Origin of the sequence: Kitasatospora sp. SC0581 (assembly GCF_048159585.1) — a bacterium.
Classification (GTDB): Bacteria; Actinomycetota; Actinomycetes; order Streptomycetales; family Streptomycetaceae; genus Kitasatospora.
In genome coordinates this window covers 183,884-204,549 of record NZ_JBLRWA010000008.1, presented here as the reverse complement: position 1 = coordinate 204,549, position 20,666 = coordinate 183,884, and the positions used below count along the sequence as shown (strand labels likewise).

The window sequence follows — 20,666 nt, the reverse complement described above, 5'->3', positions numbered from 1 at the left end:
CGCCGCGGTGCTCAGGCCGATACCGCCGTCACCGTGCGCACGCCGCCAGCGCCGGCGCGGCCGCCGGGAGCGCGGCCAGGGCCCGGAGCAGGGCGCGGGCGGCGGCGTCGTTCTGCCGGAAGCCGGGGGCGTCGGTGCGGGGGCGGGCGAAGGCGGCGGCCGCGCGCAGGCTGGTGTGCGGGCCGAGGGCGGTGCGGCGCGGGTGCGGGGCGCCGCCGAGGGCCGGGTCCAGCAGCCGGCTGTCGGCGGCGGCGATGGTGACCAGGCCGGAGCGGTGGGTGTAGTCCGGGTCGGTGACCACCTCCTCGACGATCCGTCCGGTGCGGTGCAGTTCGCCGAGCACCGGGTCCAGGGTGCGGGCCAGCGCGTGCTTGGGCAGGTACGCCTCGACCAGGGCCGTCGCGGTGACGTGGTGGCCGGGCACGGTGGCGCCGGAGGCCCGCCAGGTACCGCTCGCCTCGTCCCGTTCGATCCGTACGTCCGCGCCGAGGAAGCGCACCACCCCGGCCTCGGAGAGGGCGAGCAGCTGGCGCAGCCGGAACCCGGGCGGGCCGGAGGCGAGGAAGCTGAAGTAGCCGAAGAACCACTCGTCCACCTCCTCGGCGAGGGAGCGGGCGGTGAGCCGGCCGCTGGCGACGACCCGGGGGAGCCGGCCGAACAGCGAGAGCAGGGCGAGGAAGGCGCCGAGGTCGGCGCTGTGCGCGGGGTCGGCGCGGCGGTCGGCGTCGGCGGTGACGTACCCGCGCAGGTGCGCCTGGAGCTCCTCGTCGGTGCCGAGTTCGAGCCCGGCCAGCGGGTGGTCGAGCCGTTCGAAGTCGATCCGGTCGGCCGGGTCGGGGACGGCCTCGGCGACCAGGGCGGCGAGTTCGGGGGAGTACCAGGCGTGCCGGTCGTAGCGGGCGAGGAACTCCGGCCAGGGCAGGGCGGTGCGCCCGGGGTGGGCGTGGAACAGCTCGTGGTAGTGCCCGAAGGCGATCTCCTTGGCCATCAACGGCCAGAAGTCGCGCCGCAGTTCGAGCTGTCCGCCGGTGGTGAGCACGGCGTCCACGGCGGCCTCGTCGAAGTACCGGGGGAGCGGGGCGGGCGGCCCCTGGAGCCGGTAGCCGGTCTTGGAGTGGTACGGGACGCCGCGCCGGGAGCCGAGGTGGAGCACCGGCTCGCGGCCGGAGGGGAGGTAGCGCAGCGCGGGCCCGTCCCCGGTGGGCTCGAAGCGGCCGCCGCGGCCCTCGGTGAGCAGGGCGACCAGGTCCACCGAGGCGAGGCCGAGGCCGCGCAGCAGCACGTGTTCGCCGGGGGCGAGGGCGGCCAGGTCGTCGGCCGCGTCGGCGGAGTAGGCGGGCGGGAGGTGGAAGCGGCCGTGCCGGGCGGCGAACCGGGCGTCGGCGGCGTAGCGCGGGTGCGGGACGGAGTCGAGGTGGCCGAGGGTGAGCACGACGTGGTCGGCGGCGAGGGTCCGGTCGCCGAGGCGGACGGTCTGCGGGCCGTCGGCCGGGCCCTCGATCCGGCGGACGGTGTCGCGGTGGACGGTGACCGTGACGTGCGCCGGCAGTTCGGCGACGGCGCGGCGGAACACCCAGTCCAGGTAGGCGCTCTGGGCCCGGCGGGTGGGGAAGTCGGTGGGGGCGAGGGTGCGCAGCTCGGCCCGGACGGCCGGGTCGGCGACCTCCCGGTAGGGCGCGAACTCCTCCTGCCGGGGCGCCCATTCGGCGAGCGAGGGGCCGGGGCGGACCGGTCCTTCGAGGGTGGAGCGCTCGTCGGTGAACATGGTGACGTCCTCGGCCATCGAGTTCATCCGCAGCAGCGGGGACTGGTCGTGGCGCCAGATCCGGCCCGCGCCCGGCGGGTACGGGTCGACCAGGTGGATCGCCAACGGCCGGTTGGCGGGCAGGAGTTCGGCGGAGTTGGCGGCGATCCGCTCCAGCAGCCCGGTGCCGCGCGGGCCGGCGCCGACGATGACGAGCTCCGTCATGCCCGCACCACCTTGACGAGGGCCGCGCGGGCCCGCTGCAGCGGGGTGGGCGGCAGGCCGTCGCGGGTGGCGCCCCGGGCGAAGCGGCGCTCCACGTAGTACTGCCCGATGGACAGCAGGGTGGTGACCACCAGGTACCAGATGGTGGCGACCATCAGCATCGGGATGACCTGGTACGACTGGAGGTAGACCAGCTGCACCGAGTAGAGCAGGTCGGAGACGGCCAGCACGCTGACGATGCTGGTGCCCTTGAGCGCGCCGATCAGCATGTTCCCGGCGGTCGGCACGATCGCCCGCATCGCCTGCGGCACCACGATCCGGCGCAGCACCCGCCACCGGCCGAGCCCGAGCGCGGCCGCCGCCTCCAGTTGGCCGCGGTCGACGGAGAGGATGCCGCCGCGGATCACCTCGGCGGCGTACGCGGTCTCCAGCAGGGTGAGGCCGATGACGGCGGTGAGGGTGGGGCCCATCAGGTTGACGGTCTTGACCGTGACGAACTCGGGGCCGAACGGGATGCCCAGGCCGAGGGTCGGGTAGAGCGCGCCGATGTTGAAGAAGAACAGCAGCTGCACCAGTGGCGGGGTGGAGCGGAACACCCAGATGTAGCCCCAACTGAGCGTGCGCAGGACGGGGTTGTCGGACAGCCGCATGGTGGCGAGGACGGTGCCGAGCACGAAGCCGAGGGCGAGGGTGGCGGCGGTCAGCCAGAGGGTCAGGGCGAGGCCGTCGAGCACGGAGCGGGCGGTGAACCAGTCGGCGACCACGCTCCACTGGAAGGCCTTGTTGCGGACCACCGAGTTGACCGCCATCGCGGCCAGCAGCAGGGCGACGGCGGCCGCGGCCCACTGGCCGGGCTTGCGGCGGGCGACGATCCGGGCCTCGGGGGCGGGCGGCGCGTCGGGGCGGTCGAGGAGGGTGGGGGCGGGCAGGACGTCCTGCGGGGTGGCCATGGCGGCGGCTCCTGGGCGGAGTGCGGGCGGGGAGAGGTACGGCGGTGGTCACGTACGGGGGCGGCGGCCCGTGTCCCTCAACACGGCCGGCGCGTGGCACTGCACTCCGCGTCGATCGTACGCACGCGCGATCGACGGCTGTCAAGGGTGGTCGGGGGTGCCGGACGGCTTCGTCGAAGCGCGTCGAAAAACCGACAGGAGATCGCAACAGTGCGGCAATGATGGATGGTTGACGTACCGATCGGCCGACTGTTCAACTTGGGGCCATGTACGCCGAGCAGCCCCTGGTCACCCGCGACCACATCGACTTCGGTCGGGTGTGGTCCGCGGCGTGTCGCGGCTGACCCGGCAGCGGGCCGCCCGTCCGGCCTGATCCCCCGGCGGGGAGAGCCCTCCCTCGGACCGCCCCGTCGCGGCCGGATCCGTCGTCGACGACCGGCGACGCGTCAGGCCCCCGCTGCCGCCGATGGCCCCGCACTGCGCTCCGGCCCTCCCGCGCTCCGGCCCTCCCGTCGTCCGGTACCTCCGCTCCCGCACCCCTCCCACCGTCACCCGCTCGACGGCCGCCCCGCCGCGGCCGCCTCCGGTGCCGCCCACCCGCGGTCCACCGGACCTCCACCCACCCCGAAAGGTTCCGCCATGCCCGTCGAATTCCTCGGCATCGCCGCCACCGGCGACGGTTCGGAGACCACCGCCCGCACCACCGCCGCCTTCGACCGCGACTACACCCTGCGGCTGGCCCGGGCGCACGAGGACCACGGCTGGGACCGGGTGCTCTTCGCGTACGGGGCCGGCGCCCCCGAGCCGGCGGCCGCGGCGGCCTTCCTCGCCTCGCACCTGGACCGCCTCCAGATCCTGCTGGCGCACCGGCCCAACGTCTCCTACCCGACCTTCGCGGCCAAGACCTTCGCGACGCTCGACCGGATCAGCGACGGCCGGCTGACCGTCCACTTCATCACCGGCGGCAACGACCACGAGCAGCAGCGCGAGGGCGACTTCCTGACCAAGGACCAGCGCTACGAGCGCACCCGCGAGTACATCGGCATCGTCAAGAAGGCCTGGACCAGCCGGGAGCCCTTCGACCACGAGGGCCCGCACTACCGCTTCAACGACTTCGTCTCGGACGTCTTCCCCGTGCAGCAGCCGCGCCCCGGGGTCTCCTTCGGCGGCTCCTCGGACGCGGCCTACGCGGCCGGCGGCGCCGAGGCGGACGTCTACTGCCTGTGGGGCGAGCCGCTGGCCCGCACCGCCGAGCAGATCGAGCGGGTGCGGGAGGCGGCCCGGGCCGCCGGGCGCACCGACGTGCCGCGGATCCAGGTGGCGTTCCGGCCGATCATCGCGCCGACCGAGGCGCTGGCCTGGGAGAAGGCGCACCGGACGGTGGCCGCGATCCGGGCCCGCCGGGGCGCCGACCGGCCGGGGACCACCCCCGAGGCCGTGACGCCCGAGAACACCGGCTCCCGGCGGCTGATCGAGATCGCCGAGGCCGGCGAGCGCTACGACCGCGCGCTGTGGACCCCGACCGCCGCGGCGACCGGCGGGGCGGGCAACTCCAACGCGCTGGTCGGCACCCCGGAGACGGTCGCCCAGGCGCTGCTCGACTACTACGACCTCGGTGTGGACATCCTCTCCGCGCGCGGCTACCACCTGCTGGACGACGCGATCGACTTCGGCAGGTACGTCATCCCGATCGTCCGCGAGGAGGTCGCCAAGCGGGACGCCGCCAAGGCCGGGGCCGCCCGGGCCGAGCGCGCCGAGCGCGACCGCCACCAGCTGATCGCGGCGCAGGCGTGAGCGCGGCCGGCGGGTGGGAGTTCCGCAAGGCGTCCGTCGACGACCCCCTGGTCGAACCGCTGCTGCGCGAGCTCACCCACGAGTACGTCACCCGGTACGGCCCCGAGGCGCACCAGGAGATGACCCGCTACCCGGGCGAGGCCTTCGCCGAGCCGCACGGCGTGCTGCTGCTCCTGCTGGAGGACGGCGAACCGGTGGCCGGCGGCGCGTACAAGCGCTACGACGAGCGCACCGCCGAGGTGAAGCGGATGTGGACGCACTCCGCGCACCGCCGCCGGGGCCTGGCCCGCCGGGTGCTGGCCGAGCTGGAGCGGACGGCCGTCGCGGCCGGCTACAGCCGGTTCTACCTCACCACCGGGCCGCGCCAGCCCGAGGCCAGGAACCTCTACCTGGCGGCCGGCTACACCCCGCTGTTCGACGTCTCGGCCGATCCGCTGACCATCGGCCCGCTCCCCTTCGAGAAGCGGCTGCCGGTCCTCGGACCGCAGTCGCCCGTTCTGGCCCACACTCCCTGAAAGGCCCCCCGTGAGAACCAGCACCGTCCGCCGCCGCCTGCTCGCGACCGCCGCCCTGCTGCCGGTCCTGGCCCTGGCCGCCTGCGGCTCGGACCCGAAGATCGCGGGCGCGGCGGCGGGCGGTCCGTCCGCCGCCGCCACCGAGGACCTCGTCTCCGGCCTCAGGACCTCGCAGGCCGCCGCCGCGCTGCTGCCCGAGGACGTCCGCGCCGCCGGCACGATCAGGTTCGGCTCGTCCTTCGGCACGCCGCCCAGCGCCTTCTACACCGACCAGGCCGACCGGAGGCCCGCCGGGATCGACGTGGACTTCACCGACGCGGTGGCCAGGCTGCTCGGCCTGACCGTGCAGCGCGAGCAGGCCGCCTTCGAGACCATCCTGCCCGCCCTGGACAGCGGGAAGTACGACGTCGGCACCGGCAACTTCGGGGTCACCGCGGCCCGGCTGAAGACCATCGACTTCGTCACCTACATCGACGACGGCCAGGGCTTCGCGGTGAAGAAGGACAACACCGCGATCCAGCCGGTCACCGACCTGGTCCAGCTGTGCGGACTGACCATCGGCACCGGCGCCGGCACCACCTTCGAGACCACCCTCAACAGCCGGAAGAGCGTCTGCACCGACGCCGGGAAGAAGCCGTACGAGGTCAAGGCGTTCAGCGAGAGCGGCGCCCTGCTGACCAGCCTCCAGCAGGGCCGGGTGGACATCGAGATGTCCACCATCAACGGCCTGCGCCACCAGGTCGCGCAGGAGGCCTCCGGGACCCGCTTCCTCAACGAGTTCCACCGCCTCGACGTCGGCTTCGCCCTGAAGAAGGGCTCGAAGCTCGCCCCGGCCCTCCAGGCGGCGGTCAACCAGCTGATCAAGGACGGGACGTACGAGCGGATCCTGCGCAAGTGGGGGGTCGCCGAGTCGGCGATCAAGGAGTCGCAGATCAGCCCGCCCGAGCACGCCTGAGCGCCGGCCCGAGCGAAGGAGACCCCCGATGACCACCGCCACCACCGCCACCACCGCCACCACCGGGACCAGCGCCACCACCGGGACCAGCGCGGCCCCGCCCAGCCGGCCGGCCCCGGCCGCCGCCCTCGACCTCGACCGGCTGGCCGGCCTGCGCACCGTCCCCGCCCGGCACCCCTGGCGCTGGGCCGCCGGGATCGCCGCGCTGGTCGTGCTCGCCCAGTTCGCCCACGGCCTGGCCACCAACCCCGGCTGGGACTGGGCCACCTTCCGGCTCTACTTCACCGCCGACACCATCCTCCGGGCGATCGGACGGACCCTCGAACTCACCGCCTACGGCACGGTGCTGGGCTTCCTGCTGGGCACCGTGGTGGCCGCGATGCGGCTGTCCCGCAGCGCGATCCTGCGCTCCATCGCCTGGGCCTACGTGTGGGTGTTCCGCTCGATCCCGCTGATCGTCCAGCTGGTGTTCTGGTTCAACCTCTCCTACCTGTACAAGCGGTTCGGGATCGGCATCCCCTTCGGCCCGACCTTCGGCGAGGTCGAGACGGTCGGGGTGCTCAGCGCGCTCGGCGCGGCGGTGCTCGGCCTCGGGCTGCACCAGGCCGCGTTCGCCGCCGAGATCATCCGCGGCGGCATCATCGCGGTGGACGCCGGCCAGCGCGAGGCCGCCGCCGCGCTCGGCATCCCGCGCTGGCGGCAGGGCCGGCGGATCGTGCTGCCGCAGGCCATGCGCGGCATCCTGCCGGCCGCCGCCAACGAGGTGATCTCGCTGCTCAAGGGCACCTCGGTGGTCTACGTGATGGCCATCGGCGAGCTCTTCTACCAGGCCCAGGTGGTCTACGGCCGCACCGGCCGGGTGGTGCCGCTGCTGATGGTCGCCACCGTCTGGTACGTGCTGCTGACCACCGTGCTCTCGGTCGGCCAGTACTACGTCGAGCGCCACTTCGCCCGCGGCGCCCAGCGCACCCCGCCGCCCACCCCGTGGCAGCGCGTCCGGGCCCTCGCCCGGAGCCTGCCGGACCGCACCCGGCCCGCCGCCGCCCGTACCCCCGGAGGACAGTCGTGACCACCCTGACGAAGCCCGAGCCGAGCCCGGCCGCCCCGAGCCCGGCCGCCCCGATGGTGCAGGTCCGCGGCCTGCACAAGAGCTTCGGCCGGCTGGAGGTGCTGCGCGGGGTCGACCTGGACGTCCCGGCCGGCTCGGTGACCGTGGTGCTCGGCCCGTCCGGCTCCGGCAAGTCCACCCTGCTGCGCGCGATCAACCACCTGGAGAAGCTGGACCGCGGCCACGTCGCCATCGACGGCGAGCTGATCGGCTACCGCCGCTCCGGCGACCGGCTGTACGAGCTCAAGGAGCGCGAGGTGCTGCGCCAGCGCACCGGCATCGGCTTCGTGTTCCAGAACTTCAACCTGTTCCCGCACCTCACCGTGCTGGAGAACCTGGTCGAGGCGCCGGTCTCCGCGCTGCGCCGCCCCCGGGCCGAGGCCAGGGCGACGGCGCTGGCGCTGCTGGAGCGGGTCGGGCTGGCCGACAAGGCCGCCGCCTACCCCCGGCAGCTGTCCGGCGGGCAGCAGCAGCGGGTGGCGATCGCCCGGGCGCTGGCGCTGGAGCCGAAGGTGCTGCTGTTCGACGAGCCGACCTCGGCGCTCGACCCGGAGCTGGTCGGCGAGGTGCTGGACGTCATCAAGGACCTGGCCCGCAGCGGCACCACGATGATCGTGGTCACCCACGAGATCGGCTTCGCCCGCGAGGTCGCCGACACCGTGGTCTTCATGGACGGCGGCGTGGTGGTCGAGCAGGGCCCGCCCGCCGAGGTCCTGGACCGGCCGCGGCACGAGCGCACCCGGGCCTTCCTGGCCAAGGTCCTCTGACCTTCCCCTTCCCCAACCCCCCTTCACCGAGCAGGAGTTCCGCCATGTCCCTACCCCGTCGCGCCCTCGTGACCGCCGCCGCGCTCACCGCAGCCCTCGTCCTGGCCGGCTGCGGCAGCGGCGCCACGGGCGCGGCGGGGGAGCTCGCCCCGGCCAAGGGCAGCACCGCGCCGGACGGCACGGTGGTGAACCTGTCGCCGAACCAGGAACGGGTCACCACGCCCAAGGTCGACGCGATCGCCGCGCTGGTCCCGGAGGAGATCAGACGGAAGGGGACGCTGAGCGTCGTCGACTCCATCGGCTCCACCCCGCCGCTGGACTTCTACGCCGACGACGACAAGACCATCATCGGCGTCGAACCGGATCTCGCCCTCCTGATCGGCAACGTGCTCGGCCTCAAGGTCGAGTTCAACCCGGTCTCCTGGGAGAACATCTTCGTCGGCCTGGACAGCGGCAAGTACGACGTCGGCCTGTCCAACATCACCGTCACCGAGGCGCGCAAGGAGAAGTACGACTTCGCCACCTACCGGCTGGACGTCCTGGGCTTCGAGGCGAAGAAGGGCGGCGGCCTCAAGGTCACCGGCCCCAGGGACCTCGCGGGCAAGACGGTCGGCGTCGCCACCGGCACCAACCAGGAGAAGCTGCTGGTCTCCTGGAGCGAGGAGAACGTCAGGAACGGCCTCAAGCCGATCGACATCAAGTACTTCCAGGGCACCGAGTACTACCTGGCGCTCTCCTCCGGCCGGATCGAGGTCTACACCGGCCCCAACCCCAGTCTGGCCTTCCACGCCGTGCAGACCGGCGAGACCGAGGTCGTCGGCACCTACTCGGGCGGCGGCGCGGACGTCCTCGGCAAGATCGCGGCGACCACCCGGAAGGACAACGGCCTGGTCAAGGCGTTGAATGGGGCGATCGACGAGGTGATCAGGAACGGCACGTACGGGCAGGTGCTCAAGCGCTGGGGCCTGGACAACGAGGCCGTGAAGAGCTCCGAGATCAACCCGCCCGGGCTGCCCAAGCCGTAGCTGCCGGAAGTGGGCCCGGCTCGTTCACCCGTTCGTCCCCGCCCGCCGCTATGGTGACCCCTCCGACCCCTCCGGCGGCGAACGCCGAGCGGGCGCGGTCGGGTTGGGGGAGGGAATGGAGAAGGGCGAGGTGCTCGGCGGCCGCTTCCGGCTGGAGCAGGAGCTGGGCCGGGGCGGCTTCGGCGTGGTCTGGCGGGCGACCGACACGACCATCGACCGGCCGGTCGCGGTCAAGGTGCTGCTCGCCGAGCACGCCACCGACCGGGAGGCGGTCAGCCGGTTCGTCCGCGAGGCCCGGACGGCCGGCGGCCTCAACAACCCGCACATCGTCACCGTGTACGACTACGGGTGGACGGAGTCCGGCTCCGGGAAGATCCCGTACCTGGTGATGGAGCTGGTCCGCGGCCGGGCGCTGTCCGAGGTGCTCAAGGACGGCCGGCCGGACCACAAGCAGGGGCTGCGCTGGATGCGGCACGTGTGCAAGGCGCTGGACGCCGCGCACCGCTCGGGGATCGTCCACCGGGACATCAAGCCCGAGAACGTGATGATCGTGGAGGACGGGGAGCGGGCCAAGGTCCTGGACTTCGGCATCGCCCGACTGGTCACCCAGACCGTCCGGCTCACCTCCACCGGCAACGTGGTCGGCACCGTCCCGTACCTGGCGCCCGAGTGCTGGTCCGGCGGCCCGGTGGACGGCCGGGCCGACCTCTACGCGCTCGGCATCATGCTGTACGAGGTCTGCACCGGCACCCGCCCGTTCCGCGCCGCCTCGGCCGCCGAGTACATGTACAAGCACCTGGAGGAGGTCCCGCCCCGGGTGCGCGGCAAGGACCCGGCCCTGGCCGGGCTGGTCGCCGAACTGCTCGCCAAGCGGCCCGGACAGCGGCCGGCCGGTGCCGCCGAGGTGCTGGAGCGGCTGCGCGCCATCCGGCCCGGGATGCTGCGCCCGGACGACCCCAGCCCGGAGCAGCTGCGCCGGCGGGCCGACCGGGCCTGGCGGCACGGGGAGGCCGGCGAGGCCGCGGAGGCGGTGGAGATCCTCACCGCGCTCGTCCCCGACTTCGCCCGGATCTGCGGCCCGGAGGACCCGCGCACCCTGCGCACCTGCCACGACCTGGCCCTCTGGCTGGCCCGGGACGGCAGCCCGGGCGCGGCCGCCGCCCTGCTGGACGAACTGGCCCAGGTGCCCGGTGCCACCCCGGAGGCCCGGGCGGACGTCCGGCGCGACCTCGCGCACTGGCAGCGGGAGGCCGCCCGGCTCGGCCCGGGCCGGCCGCGGGCCGTCGCCCTGGCGGCGCTGCTCGGCGGCGGCGCGCAGGACGGCTGAGCCGCCTCCGCGCGGTCGGCCCCCGGGGTGTCAACCGTGCGGGCCGCCGAGCCGGGGCGGCGGCCGGAGCGCCAACCGGGAGGATTTCGCCCATCGGGACGGTCTGGCCCGCCGCCCCGGCGCGTTGGTATACCTCGTTGCCGGACTCGGGAGCGGCCTCCGGGCCGCCCCGGTGAGCTGCGACGAAAGGTTGGTGACGGATCGATGAAGCTCCTGCGCGTCGGACCCGCGGGCGCCGAGCGCCCGGTCGTCCTGGGTGAGGACGGCACCGCGTACGACCTCTCGGGGCGGACCCGCGACCTCGACGGGGCCTTCCTGGCCGGGCTGGACCCGGCCGCACTGGCCCGGGACGCGGCCGCCGGCGTCCTGCCGGTGCTGGACCTCGACGGCCTGCGGGTGGGCGCACCGGTGCCCCGGCCGGGCAAGGTGGTCGGCATCGGGCTCAACTACCGCGACCACGCGGCCGAGGCCGGGGCCGCGATCCCGGCCGAGCCGGTCATCTTCCTCAAGCCGGGCTCCACCGTGGTCGGCCCGTACGACGAGGTGCTGGTGCCGCGCGGCGGCGAGAAGACCGACTACGAGGCCGAGCTGGCCGTCGTGATCGGCCGCACCGCCCGCTACCTGGACTCGCACGCCGAGGCGGCCGGGGTGATCGCCGGGTACACGATCGCCAACGACGTCACCGAGCGGGCCTTCCAGTTCGAGCGCGGCGGCCAGTGGGACAAGGGCAAGTCGGCGGAGACCTTCACCCCGCTCGGGCCCTGGCTGGTCACCCCCGACGAGGTGGCCGACCCGCAGGCGCTGACCCTGCGGCTGTGGGTCAACGGCGAGCGGCGGCAGCACGGCAGCACCGCGGAGATGGTCTTCCCGGTGCTCGAACTGGTCCGCTACGCGAGCCGGTTCATGGTGCTGGAGCCCGGCGACGTGGTCATCACCGGCACCCCGGCGGGGGTCACCCTGGGCCGCCCCGGCACGCCGTACCTCGCCCCGGGCGACGTGGTCGAGATCGAGGTCGACGGGCTCGGCCGCCAGCGCCAGGTGCTCGGCAAGGCGTAACGGCGCGGGCCGCCCGACCCTTGGCACGGGGGTCGGGAGGGGCGCCGGGACCGCTCGGGTGCGGCCGCGCCGGCTAGGAGCCGCCGCCCAGCACCGCCCGCAGCCGCTCCGCCCGCTCCGGCCGCGGCCCCTCCAGCGCCAGCACCCCCGCCAGCACCTCGGCCGTCTGCGGGTCGTGCAGCGCCGTCGCCGCCGCCATCGCGGTGAACTGGTCCACCAGCCAGTCGCGCAGCTCCGCCACCGGCAGCGCGCGCCCCTCGTCCAGCCAGCTCAGCGACGCGCCCTCGACCACCGCGATCCAGGAGCGCACCAGCAGCGTCAGCCGCGGCCCGGCCTCCCGCACGCCCAGGTGGCGCAGCGTCCGGCGCAGCGCCTCCCGCCGGACGTCGTCCACGATCGCCGAGGTGCGGGCCGTCTCCACCACCGAACCGCCGCGCAGCAGCGCCGAGTAGCCCGCGTCGTGCTCGGCCACGAAGGCGAAGTAGCCGTCCAGCACCGCCGACAGCTGCTCGGACGGCGTCCCGCTCAGCCGCAGCGCGAAGCGGCTGCTCAGCTCGTCCGCCGCGGTGCGCAGCGCGGCCTCGTACAACTGCTGCTTGCCGCCCGCGAAGTAGCGGTACACCAGCGGGCGGGAGGCCCCGGCGGCCTCGGCGACGTCGTCCAGGCCCACCTCCTCGGGCGGCCGGGAGGCGAACAGCTCCAGGGCGACCGCGATCAGCTGCTCGCGCCGCTGCTGGACCGGCAGCCGCCGGTAGCCGGTGCGGCGCGGGCGCGGCTCGGGTGCGGCCGGGGCGGGGCTGGCTTCCATGGCGGCCAAGCGTAATGGGCGCCGGACGGATCGGATCCGGTCGCGCCGAACGGATTTTCGCAGGCGAACCCGGCTCGCAAAGGGGTTGCAAAGCTGCCGCGCCACGAAATGATGTCCGAATGCGTGAAGAACTGATCACCGCCGACGGCGCCACCCCTCGCCGCATCGCCGACGACCACGTCCGCGAACTGGCCGAGCTCGACCCGCTGACCGCGGTGTACCTCGGTCTCAACCTTGACGACGACCGGCTTCCCGACCTCTCCCCGGCCGGTCCCGAGGCCGTCGCCGACCTCGCCCGCCGCACCCTGGCGAAGCTCGACGAGGCCGAGCGGGCCGGTGCCGCCGACGATGAGGCGGAGCGCCGCTGCGCCCGGCTGCTGCGCGAGCGGCTGACCGCCGAACTCGCCGTCCACGAGGCGGGGGAGAACTTCCGCTCGCTGCGCAACCTGGGCTCCCCGGTGCACGACGTGCGGGAGTCCTTCACCCTGATGGGCACCGACACCGAGGCCGAGTGGCAGGTGATCGGCCGCCGGATGGCGCGGCTCCCGGAGGCGTTCGCGCAGTACCGGCGCACGTTGACGGAGGGCGTCGAGCGCGGCCTGCTGTCCGGCCCGCGCCAGGTGGCCACGGTGCTCGGGCAGTTCGCCGAGTGGCTGGGCGAGGACACGCCCGCCGCCGAGCGGGTGCCCGGTGCCTGGTTCGGCACCTTCGTCCAGGGCGCGCCGGAGGGCCTGCACCCCGAGCTGTCGAAGCACGCGGTGGCCGCCGCCGAGGCGCTGGCGGAGCTGCGGGACTGGCTGCGCGACGTGTACGGCCCGGCCGCGGCCGGCGCCCCGGACACCGCGGGCCGGGAGCGCTACGTCCGCTGGGTGCGCTACTGGACCGGTGCCGACCTGGACCTCGACGAGGCCTACGCCTGGGCCTGGAGCGAGTTCCACGACCTGCTGGCGCAGATGGAGACCGAGGCCGAGAAGGTCCTGCCGGGCGCGGGTCCGCTCGCGGCGATGCGCTGGCTGGAGTCGGACGGCCCGGCGATCGAGGGTGCCGAGGCCGCCCGGGAGTACCTCCAGGGCCTGATGGACCAGGCCGTCCGGGACCTCCAGGGCACCCACTTCGACCTGGCCGAGCCGGTCACCCGGGTCGAGTCGAGGATCGCCCCGGCGGGCAGCGCCGCCGCGCCGTACTACACCGCGCCCTCGCTGGACTTCAGCCGTCCCGGGCGGACCTGGCTGCCGCTGGTCGGCCGGGACCGCTTCCCGGTCTGGGACCTGGTCTCCACCTGGTACCACGAGGGCGTCCCGGGCCACCACCTCCAGCTCGCGCAGTGGAACTACGTCGCCGACCGGCTCTCCACCTACCAGGTGAGCCTCGGCGGGGTCAGCGCCAACCTGGAGGGCTGGGCGCTGTACGCGGAGCGCCTGATGGACGAGCTCGGCTACCTCACCGACCCGGGCCACCGCCTGGGCTACCTCAACGCGCAGATGATGCGCGCGCTGCGGGTCATCGTCGACATCGGCATGCACGTGGGCCTGGACTTCCCGGCGGACTCCCCGTACCGGCCGGGCGAGCCGGTCGCCCCGGAGCACGCCCGGGAGTTCTTCGGCCTGTACTGCGGCCTGTCCGCCGACTTCCTGGACAGCGAACTGGTCCGCTACCTGGGCCTGCCCGGCCAGGCGATCGGCTACAAGCTGGGCGAGCGCGCCTGGCTGCGCGGCCGGGCGGCGGCGAAGGCGGCGCACGAGGCGCGCGGCGAGGAGTTCGACCTCAAGGCCTGGCACATGGCGGCGCTCTCGCAGGGCTCGCTCGGGCTGGACGACCTGGTCGAGGAGCTCTCGGCGCTCTGAGCCACCACGCGGCGCGAGCCGTGGAACCAGGCCCCCGGGACTCGGTCCGCAGTCCCGGGGGCCTGGTTCTTTTGTCCCGAAGGTCTGATTTGGTGAGGTTTTTCCTTGCCATCCGTCCGGAGCGGGGTTTGGCTGGAAGGCGACTGCGTGACCTCTCCGCCCCACTCCGGAAGGCTCGACCAGTGACTGCGAGAACCGTCGCCGGTCATGAGGACGCGGACCGCCGCCGCTGGTGGGCGCTGGCCGTCATCGCCACCGCCCAGCTCATGATCGTGCTCGACATCACCATCGTGAACATCGCACTGCCGTCCGCCCAACGGGACCTGGGCATCTCGGACGCCGACCGGCAGTGGGTGATCACCGCCTACACGCTGGCCTTCGGCGGCCTGCTGCTGCTCGGCGGCCGGCTGGGCGACCTCTTCGGCCGCAAGCGCGTCTTCACCGTCGGCCTGCTGGGCTTCGCCCTCGCCTCCGCCCTCGGCGGCGCGGCGGTCGGCCCCGCCATGCTCTTCGGCGCCCGCGCCCTCCAGGGCGCGTTCGGCGCCCTGCTCGCCCCCTCCGCGCTGGGGCTGCTCTCCACCACCTTCTCCGATCCGCGGGAGCGCAGTACGGCCTTCGGCATCTTCGGCGCGATCGCCGGTGGCGGCTCCGCGATCGGCTTCATCGCCGGCGGCCTGCTGACCGAGTACCTGGACTGGCGCTGGTGCCTGTTCGTCAACGTGCCGATCGCCGCCGTCACCGCCTTCGCGGCCTTCAACGTGCTGAAGCGCGACCACGTCGGGAAGGGCCGCCGGCTGCGGCTGGACCTGCCCGGGGCGCTGCTCGGCTGCGGCGGCCTGCTGGCGATCGTCTACGGCACCTCCGAGGCCGTGACCAGGGGCTGGGGCGACGGCCTGGTGATCGGCCCGCTGGTCCTGGGCGTGGCGCTGCTCGTGGCGTTCGTCCTGGTGGAGCGGCGCACCGCGCACCCGCTGCTGCCGCTGCACATCGTCGCCGACCGCAACCGCGGCGGCGGCGCGCTCTCGGTGGGCCTGGCGATGGTCGGCATGTTCGGCCTCTTCCTGTTCCTGACCTACTACCTCCAGGCCATCAAGCACTTCTCGCCGATCGTGTCCGGCCTGTCCTTCCTGCCCATGACGGTCGCCATCGTGCTGAGTTCGACGGGCTTCGCGGCCCGGATGATGACCAGGGTGCCGTCCCGGAACCTGATCGGCCCCGGCCTGCTGCTCGCCGCGGGCGGCATGGCCTGGCTGACCCAGATGCGGGTGGACAGCCCGTGGGCCGGCATGGTGCTGCCCGCCGAACTGCTGATCGGCTTCGGCATGGGCCTGGTGTTCATGCCGGCCATGAGCCTGGCCACCCTCGGGGTCGCCCCGAACGAGGCCGGCGCGGCCTCGGCCACCATCAACTCGGCGCAGCAGGTGGGCGGTTCGGTCGGCACCGCGCTGCTGAACACGGTCGCCGCGAGCGCCACCGCGAGCTTCCTGGCCACCCGGATCGCCGCCGACCCGGCGGTGCGGGCCCAGGGCGCGGTGCACGGCTACGTGGTCGCGACCTGGGTGGCGATGGGCGTGCTGCTGGCGGCCGCGCTGGTCGCGGTGCTGATGATCGACCACCGGCCGACGCCGGTCGCGGCCACCGCCGTCGAGGGCGGGGCGGCATCGGCGTCCGCCGTACGGGCGGTGGACGGGCGGCCGAGCCCGCGGGCCGTGGCCCGGGCCGACGTCCGGGCGAACGTCGAGACCGGGGCCGAGGTCCGCGCCGAGGCGGGTCCGGAGCGGCCACCGGCCGATTGAAATTTGCAGCAAGTCCTTGCAGTCAACCTCCGGCGCCTGCTTGACTCCTGGCCACCACCGTCCAGGAAGCAAGGAGGCGCCGCCGTGCCGTCCGAGACCGTTTCGCCCGAGGCCGCGCCGCCCGAGTTCGACCTGCTCGTCGTCGGCGGCAGCGGTGTGGACACCATCGTCCGGGTCGAGCGGCTGGAACTCCCGCCCGGCGACTCGCGGTTCGTCGAGCCGGTGCGGGACTACGTCGGCCACACCGGCAACGGCGTCGCCCTCGGCGCCCACCACCTCGGCCTGCGCACCGCGTTCATCGACTTCCTCGGCGACGACCCCCAGGGCGACCTGGTCCGCGCCCACTACGCGCGCCACGGACTGCACTTCGCGCACCTGGTGAGCCCGTACGGCACCCCGCGCGGGGTCAACCTGGTGGACCCGGCCGGCCGCCGGTTCTCCTTCTTCGACGGCCGCCACCCCGCCGACCTGCGGCTGCCGCGCGACTTCTGTCTGCCGTACGCCGAGCGCAGCCGGCACGTCCACCTGTCCATCACCGGCGTCAACCGGGACATGTACGGCGACCTGCACCGCCTCGGCCGCACCACCTCCACCGACCTGCACGACTGGGACGGCGCCGACCCGCACCACCGCGACTACGCGCTCGGCTCCGACCTGGTCTTCCTCTCGGTGGCCGGCTGCCGCGGCCGGCACGAGGAGGTGATGCGCGCGATCCTCGCCGAGGGGCGCGCGCGGGTGGTCGTCGCCACCGCCGGTGCCGAGGGCTGCCACCTGCTCACCCGGGACGACCCGGCGCCGCGCCGGCTGCCGGCCGTCGACCCGGGCCGTCCGGTGGTGGACACCAACGGCGCCGGGGACGCCTTCGTGTCCGGCTTCCTGTACGCCTGGTTCCAGGGCCGCCCGCCGCTGGACTGCGCCCGGGCCGGTACGGTGGCCGGGGCCTTCGCCTGCACCGCCGCCGGGACGCACACCGCTTTCGTCGGAGCCGCAGAACTGGACGCGGTGCTGACGCGCTGACGGTATTTCTCATCGAGCTCCAAGGAGCCGGTCACGCCCTTTCCAGGCTGAGGCGCCATAGTCGTTCACCGAACGACGCCACCGACCGCCCCGGCAGGAGAGACAGGCATGGGCAAGCACCGCCGCGAGGGCTCGCGCCGCCGCAGACTCCTGGCCCCGTCCCTGTTCACCGCGCTGTCCGCGGTGGCGGTCGCCGCGGTGCTGACCGGGACGCACGGGCTGGACCTGTCCGACACGACGGCCGCCGGGAAGGCGGCCCGCAGCACCCGGGCCGCCGTGCCCGTCCCGGCCGCCGACCCGGCGGCGGTCGCCCCGCCCGCCCCGGTCGCGGCCCCCACGCCCTCCGCGGCGCCGACCGCCGACCCGACGGCCACCGCGACGGCCACCCCCGCCGCCGCGCCGGCCGCCCCGACCACCACCGCCGCCGACGTCGCGCTCGGCACCACCGCCCCGGCGCCGGCCGGCGACCGTGAGACCGGGACGGTCGGCGCGCTGTTCAGCGGCACGCCGACGGCCGGCGACCACTTCTGCACCGCCAGCGTGCTGCACAGCGCCACCGGCAACCTGCTGCTGACCGCCGCGCACTGTCTCAGCAGCACCGACGGCGTCACCTTCGCCCCCGGCTACCGCGACGGCTCCGCCCCGTACGGCACCTGGCGGGTGACCGCGATCCACACCACCGCCGGCTGGTCCCAGAAGGGCGACGAGGACGAGGACTTCGCGATCCTGGAGACCGCCCCCAGCAACGGCCGCAACGTCGAGGACGTGGTCGGCGGCAACCGGCTGGGCACCGACGAGCCGTTCGGCGCCACCGTCCGCCTCTACGGCTACCCCGCCGACGCCGAGGCGCCCGTCCTGTGCACCAACACCACCGGGCAGCAGAGCGCCTACCAGCGGGTCGTCCACTGCCCGGCCTACCCGGGCGGCACCAGCGGCGGCCCGTGGATCAACACCGCCACCGGCGACGTGATCGGCGCGATCGGCGGCTACCAGCAGGGCGGCGACACCGACGACATCTCGTACAGCGCCCTCTTCGACCACACCATCGCGGACCTGTACACCCAGGCCGAGGCGGCCGCCTCCTGAGACACCGGGTCCGGACCCGGCCCCCACCCGGGCCCGGACCCGGTCGCGCGTCCGCATACGACAAAGGCCCAGATCCGTGGATCAACTCCACTGATCTGGGCCTGACTTGCACTTCCTGCGAAGTGCCCCCGGTAGGATTCGAACCTACGCACCCGCCTCCGGAGGGCGGTGCTCTATCCCCTGAGCTACGGGGGCCTGTTGGCCTGTCGGTCGCTCGCGCTTCCGACGTGAGAACAGTACCAGGCTCCGGCGGTGGTCCGTGCACGGGTTTCCCCGAAGATCGTCCGGGCCGCGGATCGGGCCGCGAATCGGGCGGCGGATCGACCCGGGGATCGGGCCGTGTGCCGGGTGGGGGGCGGAAGTGCCCAAAGGCCGGACGGGGCGGCGGGGCCGCCGATACCCTCGGTGAGGTGTCGGGAGTGTCCGGGCGGGTCCTCGTGGTGGACGACAGCGAGGTGATCCGCCAGCTGATCAGGGTCAACCTGGAGCTCGAGGGCTTCGAGGTGGTGACCGCCGCCGACGGCGCCGAGTGCCTGGAGGTCGTCCGCCGGGTGCGGCCCGACGTGGTGACGCTGGACGTGGTGATGCCGAGGCTGGACGGCCTGCGGACGGCGGCCCGGCTGCGCGCGACCCCGGACACCAGCCGGCTGCCGATCGCGATCGTGAGCGCCTGCACCCCGGCGGACCTCGACCTGGGGGAGACGGTCGGGGTGGACGGCTACCTCGGCAAGCCCTTCGACCCGGCCGACCTGGTGGCCCTGGTCCGGCGCCTGATGGGGCTCGCGGAACAGTCCGCCGGTCCGTCCGGCGGGCGCCGTGCCGGTCCGTCCGACGCAGTTCGCCCTGAGCGAACAGAGCGGACGGATCGCGGCTGAGACCCGGTAACCACGGCGCACCGGCGTCTCAACCGGTAAACCGGGTGGCGGGCGGGCACCCCGTCTCGCCTACGCTTGGCGTCGTGACCCCCGCAGACCTTTCCCAGGCAATCCAGGCCGCAGTGAGCTCCGCCGTCGAGGCGGGCGAGCTGGCCGTCGCCGTGCCCGAGCACGTGACGGTCGAACGGCCCAAGAACAGGGACCACGGCGACTACGCGACCAACGTGGCCCTCCAGCTCGCCAAGGCGGCCGGCAAGCCGCCGCGAGCCGTTGCCGAGCTGCTGGCCGACCGCCTGCGAGGGATCACCGGCGTCGCCAAGGTCGACATCGCCGGTCCGGGCTTCCTGAACATCACCCTGGACACCGCCACCGCCGGCGCGCTGGCGCGCACCGTCGTCGAGGCGGGCGAGGCCTACGGCCGCAACGAGGCCCTCAAGGGCCTGAGGATCAACCTGGAGTTCGTCTCCGCCAACCCGACCGGCCCGATCCACATCGGCGGCGTCCGCTGGGCCGCCGTCGGCGACTCGATGGCGCGCGTGCTGCGGGCCTCCGGCGCCGACGTCACCACCGAGTACTACCTCAACGACGCCGGCGTGCAGATCGGCAAGTTCGCCGCCTCGCTGCAGGCCGCCGCGAACGGCCGCCCGGCGCCCGAGGACGGCTACGTCGGCGAGTACATCGTCGACATCGCCAAGGCGCTCACCGACGCGATCCCCGGCGTGCTCGACCTCTCCGAGGAGGAGCAGCTCCAGGTCTTCCGCACCGAGGGCCTCAAGCTCATGGTCGCCGAGATCAAGCGCTCGATGGACGAGTTCGGCACCCACTTCGACGTGTGGTTCTCGGAGAAGACGCTGCACGACTCCGGCGCGGTCGAGAAGGCCATCGACCGGCTGCGCGAGCAGGGCCACGTCTTCGAGCAGGACGACGCGGTCTTCCTGCGCACCACCGACTTCGGCGACGACAAGGACCGCGTCCTGGTCAAGGCCGACGGCGACAAGACCTACTTCGCCGCCGACGCCGCGTACTACCTGTCCAAGCGGGACCGCGGCGCCGAGGTCGCGCTCTACATGCTGGGCGCCGACCACCACGGCTACGTCAACCGCCTCAAGGCCATCGCGGCCTGCGCGGGCGACGACATGGACCACAACATCGAGGTGAAGATCGGCCAGTTCGTGAAGATGCTTCGCGACGGCGAAGAGGTCCGCATGTCGAAGCGGGCCGGCAACATCATCACGATCGACGACGTGATCGAGTGGATCGGCGTGGACGCCGCCCGCTACACCCTGGCGCGCTCCTCCACGGACTCGACGATCACGCTGGACATCAACCTGCTGACCAGCCAGACCAACGAGAACCCGGTCTTCTACGTCCAGTACGCGCACACCCGGATGTGCGGCGTGGCCCGCAAGGCCGCCGAGCTGGGCGTGGACAAGGGCACGGTCGAGCAGTTCAAGCCCGAGCTGCTCGCCACCGAGTGGGAGTCCGACGTGCTCGGCCACCTCGCGGAGTTCCCGCGGGTGCTGGCCACGGCCGGCGAGCTGCGCGAGCCGCACCGGGTCGCGCGCTACCTGGAGGACCTCGCGGGCAAGTACCACCGCCTGTACGAGAACTGCATGTTCCTGCCCAAGGGCGACGAGGAGCTCTCCGACACGCACCGCGCCCGCCTCTGGCTGGTCGAGGCGACGCGCACCGTGCTCGCCAACGGACTCACGCTCCTGGGCGTGACGGCGCCCGAGCGGATGTAGGCACCACCCCCAAGCGCACGGCGGGGGCG

General features: G+C 73.9%; 17 protein-coding genes and 1 tRNA gene. 14 read left to right on the top strand and 4 right to left on the bottom strand.

The features are described from left to right. Positions 1-28: 28 nt before the first annotated feature. Positions 29-1,969: an FAD/NAD(P)-binding protein gene (locus ACLWS4_RS16215; protein ID WP_416874426.1), complete on the bottom strand. Its 1,941-nt coding sequence runs from the start codon at positions 1,967-1,969 to the stop codon at positions 29-31. Then, on the bottom strand, positions 1,966-2,919 hold the full coding sequence (locus tag ACLWS4_RS16210) for an amino acid ABC transporter permease (protein WP_380776543.1): 954 nt from the start codon (positions 2,917-2,919) through the stop codon (positions 1,966-1,968). Before ACLWS4_RS16210 ends, ACLWS4_RS16215 begins: the two co-directional genes overlap by 4 nt. Before the next feature lie 639 nt (positions 2,920-3,558). On the opposite strand from ACLWS4_RS16210, the gene ACLWS4_RS16205 reads away from it, so the two are divergent. From ACLWS4_RS16205 to ACLWS4_RS16170, 8 genes are all read left to right on the top strand, one after another. Beyond that, positions 3,559-4,713, top strand: coding sequence for an LLM class flavin-dependent oxidoreductase (locus ACLWS4_RS16205; RefSeq protein ID WP_117489518.1), 1,155 nt, complete (start codon positions 3,559-3,561; stop codon positions 4,711-4,713). After that, positions 4,710-5,228, top strand: a complete 519-nt coding sequence (locus tag ACLWS4_RS16200) for a GNAT family N-acetyltransferase (protein ID WP_049655459.1) — start codon at positions 4,710-4,712, stop codon at positions 5,226-5,228. The genes ACLWS4_RS16205 and ACLWS4_RS16200 overlap by 4 nt, the downstream gene beginning before the upstream one ends. Positions 5,229-5,238: 10 nt before the next feature. Continuing rightward, the gene (locus ACLWS4_RS16195; RefSeq protein WP_049655460.1) at positions 5,239-6,183 is read left to right on the top strand and encodes an ABC transporter substrate-binding protein; all 945 of its coding nucleotides are present in this window, start codon (positions 5,239-5,241) and stop codon (positions 6,181-6,183) included. Positions 6,184-6,211: 28 nt separating this feature from the next. After that, complete coding sequence (locus tag ACLWS4_RS16190; protein ID WP_416874425.1) at positions 6,212-7,252, top strand: amino acid ABC transporter permease; 1,041 nt, start codon at positions 6,212-6,214, stop codon at positions 7,250-7,252. 53 nt (positions 7,253-7,305) lie between these two features. Continuing rightward, a complete protein-coding gene (locus ACLWS4_RS16185; RefSeq protein WP_049655467.1) occupies positions 7,306-8,058 on the top strand; it encodes an amino acid ABC transporter ATP-binding protein in 753 nt (250 codons plus the stop codon). Positions 8,059-8,102: 44 nt separating this feature from the next. Next, positions 8,103-9,083 (top strand): ABC transporter substrate-binding protein, encoded by a 981-nt coding sequence (locus tag ACLWS4_RS16180; protein ID WP_416874424.1) that lies wholly within the window; start codon positions 8,103-8,105, stop codon positions 9,081-9,083. 115 nt (positions 9,084-9,198) lie between these two features. Beyond that, positions 9,199-10,410 (top strand): serine/threonine-protein kinase, encoded by a 1,212-nt coding sequence (locus tag ACLWS4_RS16175; protein WP_416874423.1) that lies wholly within the window; start codon positions 9,199-9,201, stop codon positions 10,408-10,410. 204 nt (positions 10,411-10,614) lie between these two features. Then, positions 10,615-11,466, top strand: a complete 852-nt coding sequence (locus tag ACLWS4_RS16170; RefSeq protein ID WP_375876482.1) for a fumarylacetoacetate hydrolase family protein — start codon at positions 10,615-10,617, stop codon at positions 11,464-11,466. 73 nt (positions 11,467-11,539) lie between these two features. On the opposite strand, the gene ACLWS4_RS16165 is transcribed toward ACLWS4_RS16170, so the two are convergent. Then, positions 11,540-12,274, bottom strand: coding sequence for a TetR/AcrR family transcriptional regulator (locus ACLWS4_RS16165; RefSeq protein ID WP_074001443.1), 735 nt, complete (start codon positions 12,272-12,274; stop codon positions 11,540-11,542). A 119-nt stretch (positions 12,275-12,393) separates the two neighbouring features. Between ACLWS4_RS16165 and ACLWS4_RS16160 the strand changes: the two genes are divergently transcribed. From ACLWS4_RS16160 to ACLWS4_RS16145, 4 genes are all read left to right on the top strand, one after another. Beyond that, positions 12,394-14,118, top strand: coding sequence for a DUF885 domain-containing protein (locus ACLWS4_RS16160; RefSeq protein ID WP_416874422.1), 1,725 nt, complete (start codon positions 12,394-12,396; stop codon positions 14,116-14,118). A gap of 182 nt (positions 14,119-14,300) precedes the next feature. Beyond that, positions 14,301-15,914 (top strand): MFS transporter, encoded by a 1,614-nt coding sequence (locus ACLWS4_RS16155; RefSeq protein ID WP_416874421.1) that lies wholly within the window; start codon positions 14,301-14,303, stop codon positions 15,912-15,914. Between the two features lie 84 nt (positions 15,915-15,998). Then, positions 15,999-16,931: a carbohydrate kinase family protein gene (locus ACLWS4_RS16150; RefSeq protein WP_049657742.1), complete on the top strand. Its 933-nt coding sequence runs from the start codon at positions 15,999-16,001 to the stop codon at positions 16,929-16,931. Between the two features lie 108 nt (positions 16,932-17,039). Then, positions 17,040-18,017, top strand: a complete 978-nt coding sequence (locus tag ACLWS4_RS16145) for a trypsin-like serine peptidase (protein WP_074001447.1) — start codon at positions 17,040-17,042, stop codon at positions 18,015-18,017. Between the two features lie 123 nt (positions 18,018-18,140). On the opposite strand, the gene ACLWS4_RS16140 is transcribed toward ACLWS4_RS16145, so the two are convergent. Further along, positions 18,141-18,212: transfer RNA gene (locus ACLWS4_RS16140), tRNA-Arg, on the bottom strand. A gap of 224 nt (positions 18,213-18,436) precedes the next feature. Between ACLWS4_RS16140 and ACLWS4_RS16135 the strand changes: the two genes are divergently transcribed. Together ACLWS4_RS16135 and argS are read left to right on the top strand one after the other, a co-directional pair. Beyond that, positions 18,437-18,892, top strand: a complete 456-nt coding sequence (locus tag ACLWS4_RS16135; protein WP_049655897.1) for a response regulator — start codon at positions 18,437-18,439, stop codon at positions 18,890-18,892. Between the two features lie 83 nt (positions 18,893-18,975). Then, positions 18,976-20,637, top strand: a complete 1,662-nt coding sequence (gene argS / locus ACLWS4_RS16130; RefSeq protein WP_049655895.1) for an arginine--tRNA ligase — start codon at positions 18,976-18,978, stop codon at positions 20,635-20,637. The last annotated feature ends 29 nt before the right edge of the window (positions 20,638-20,666 follow it).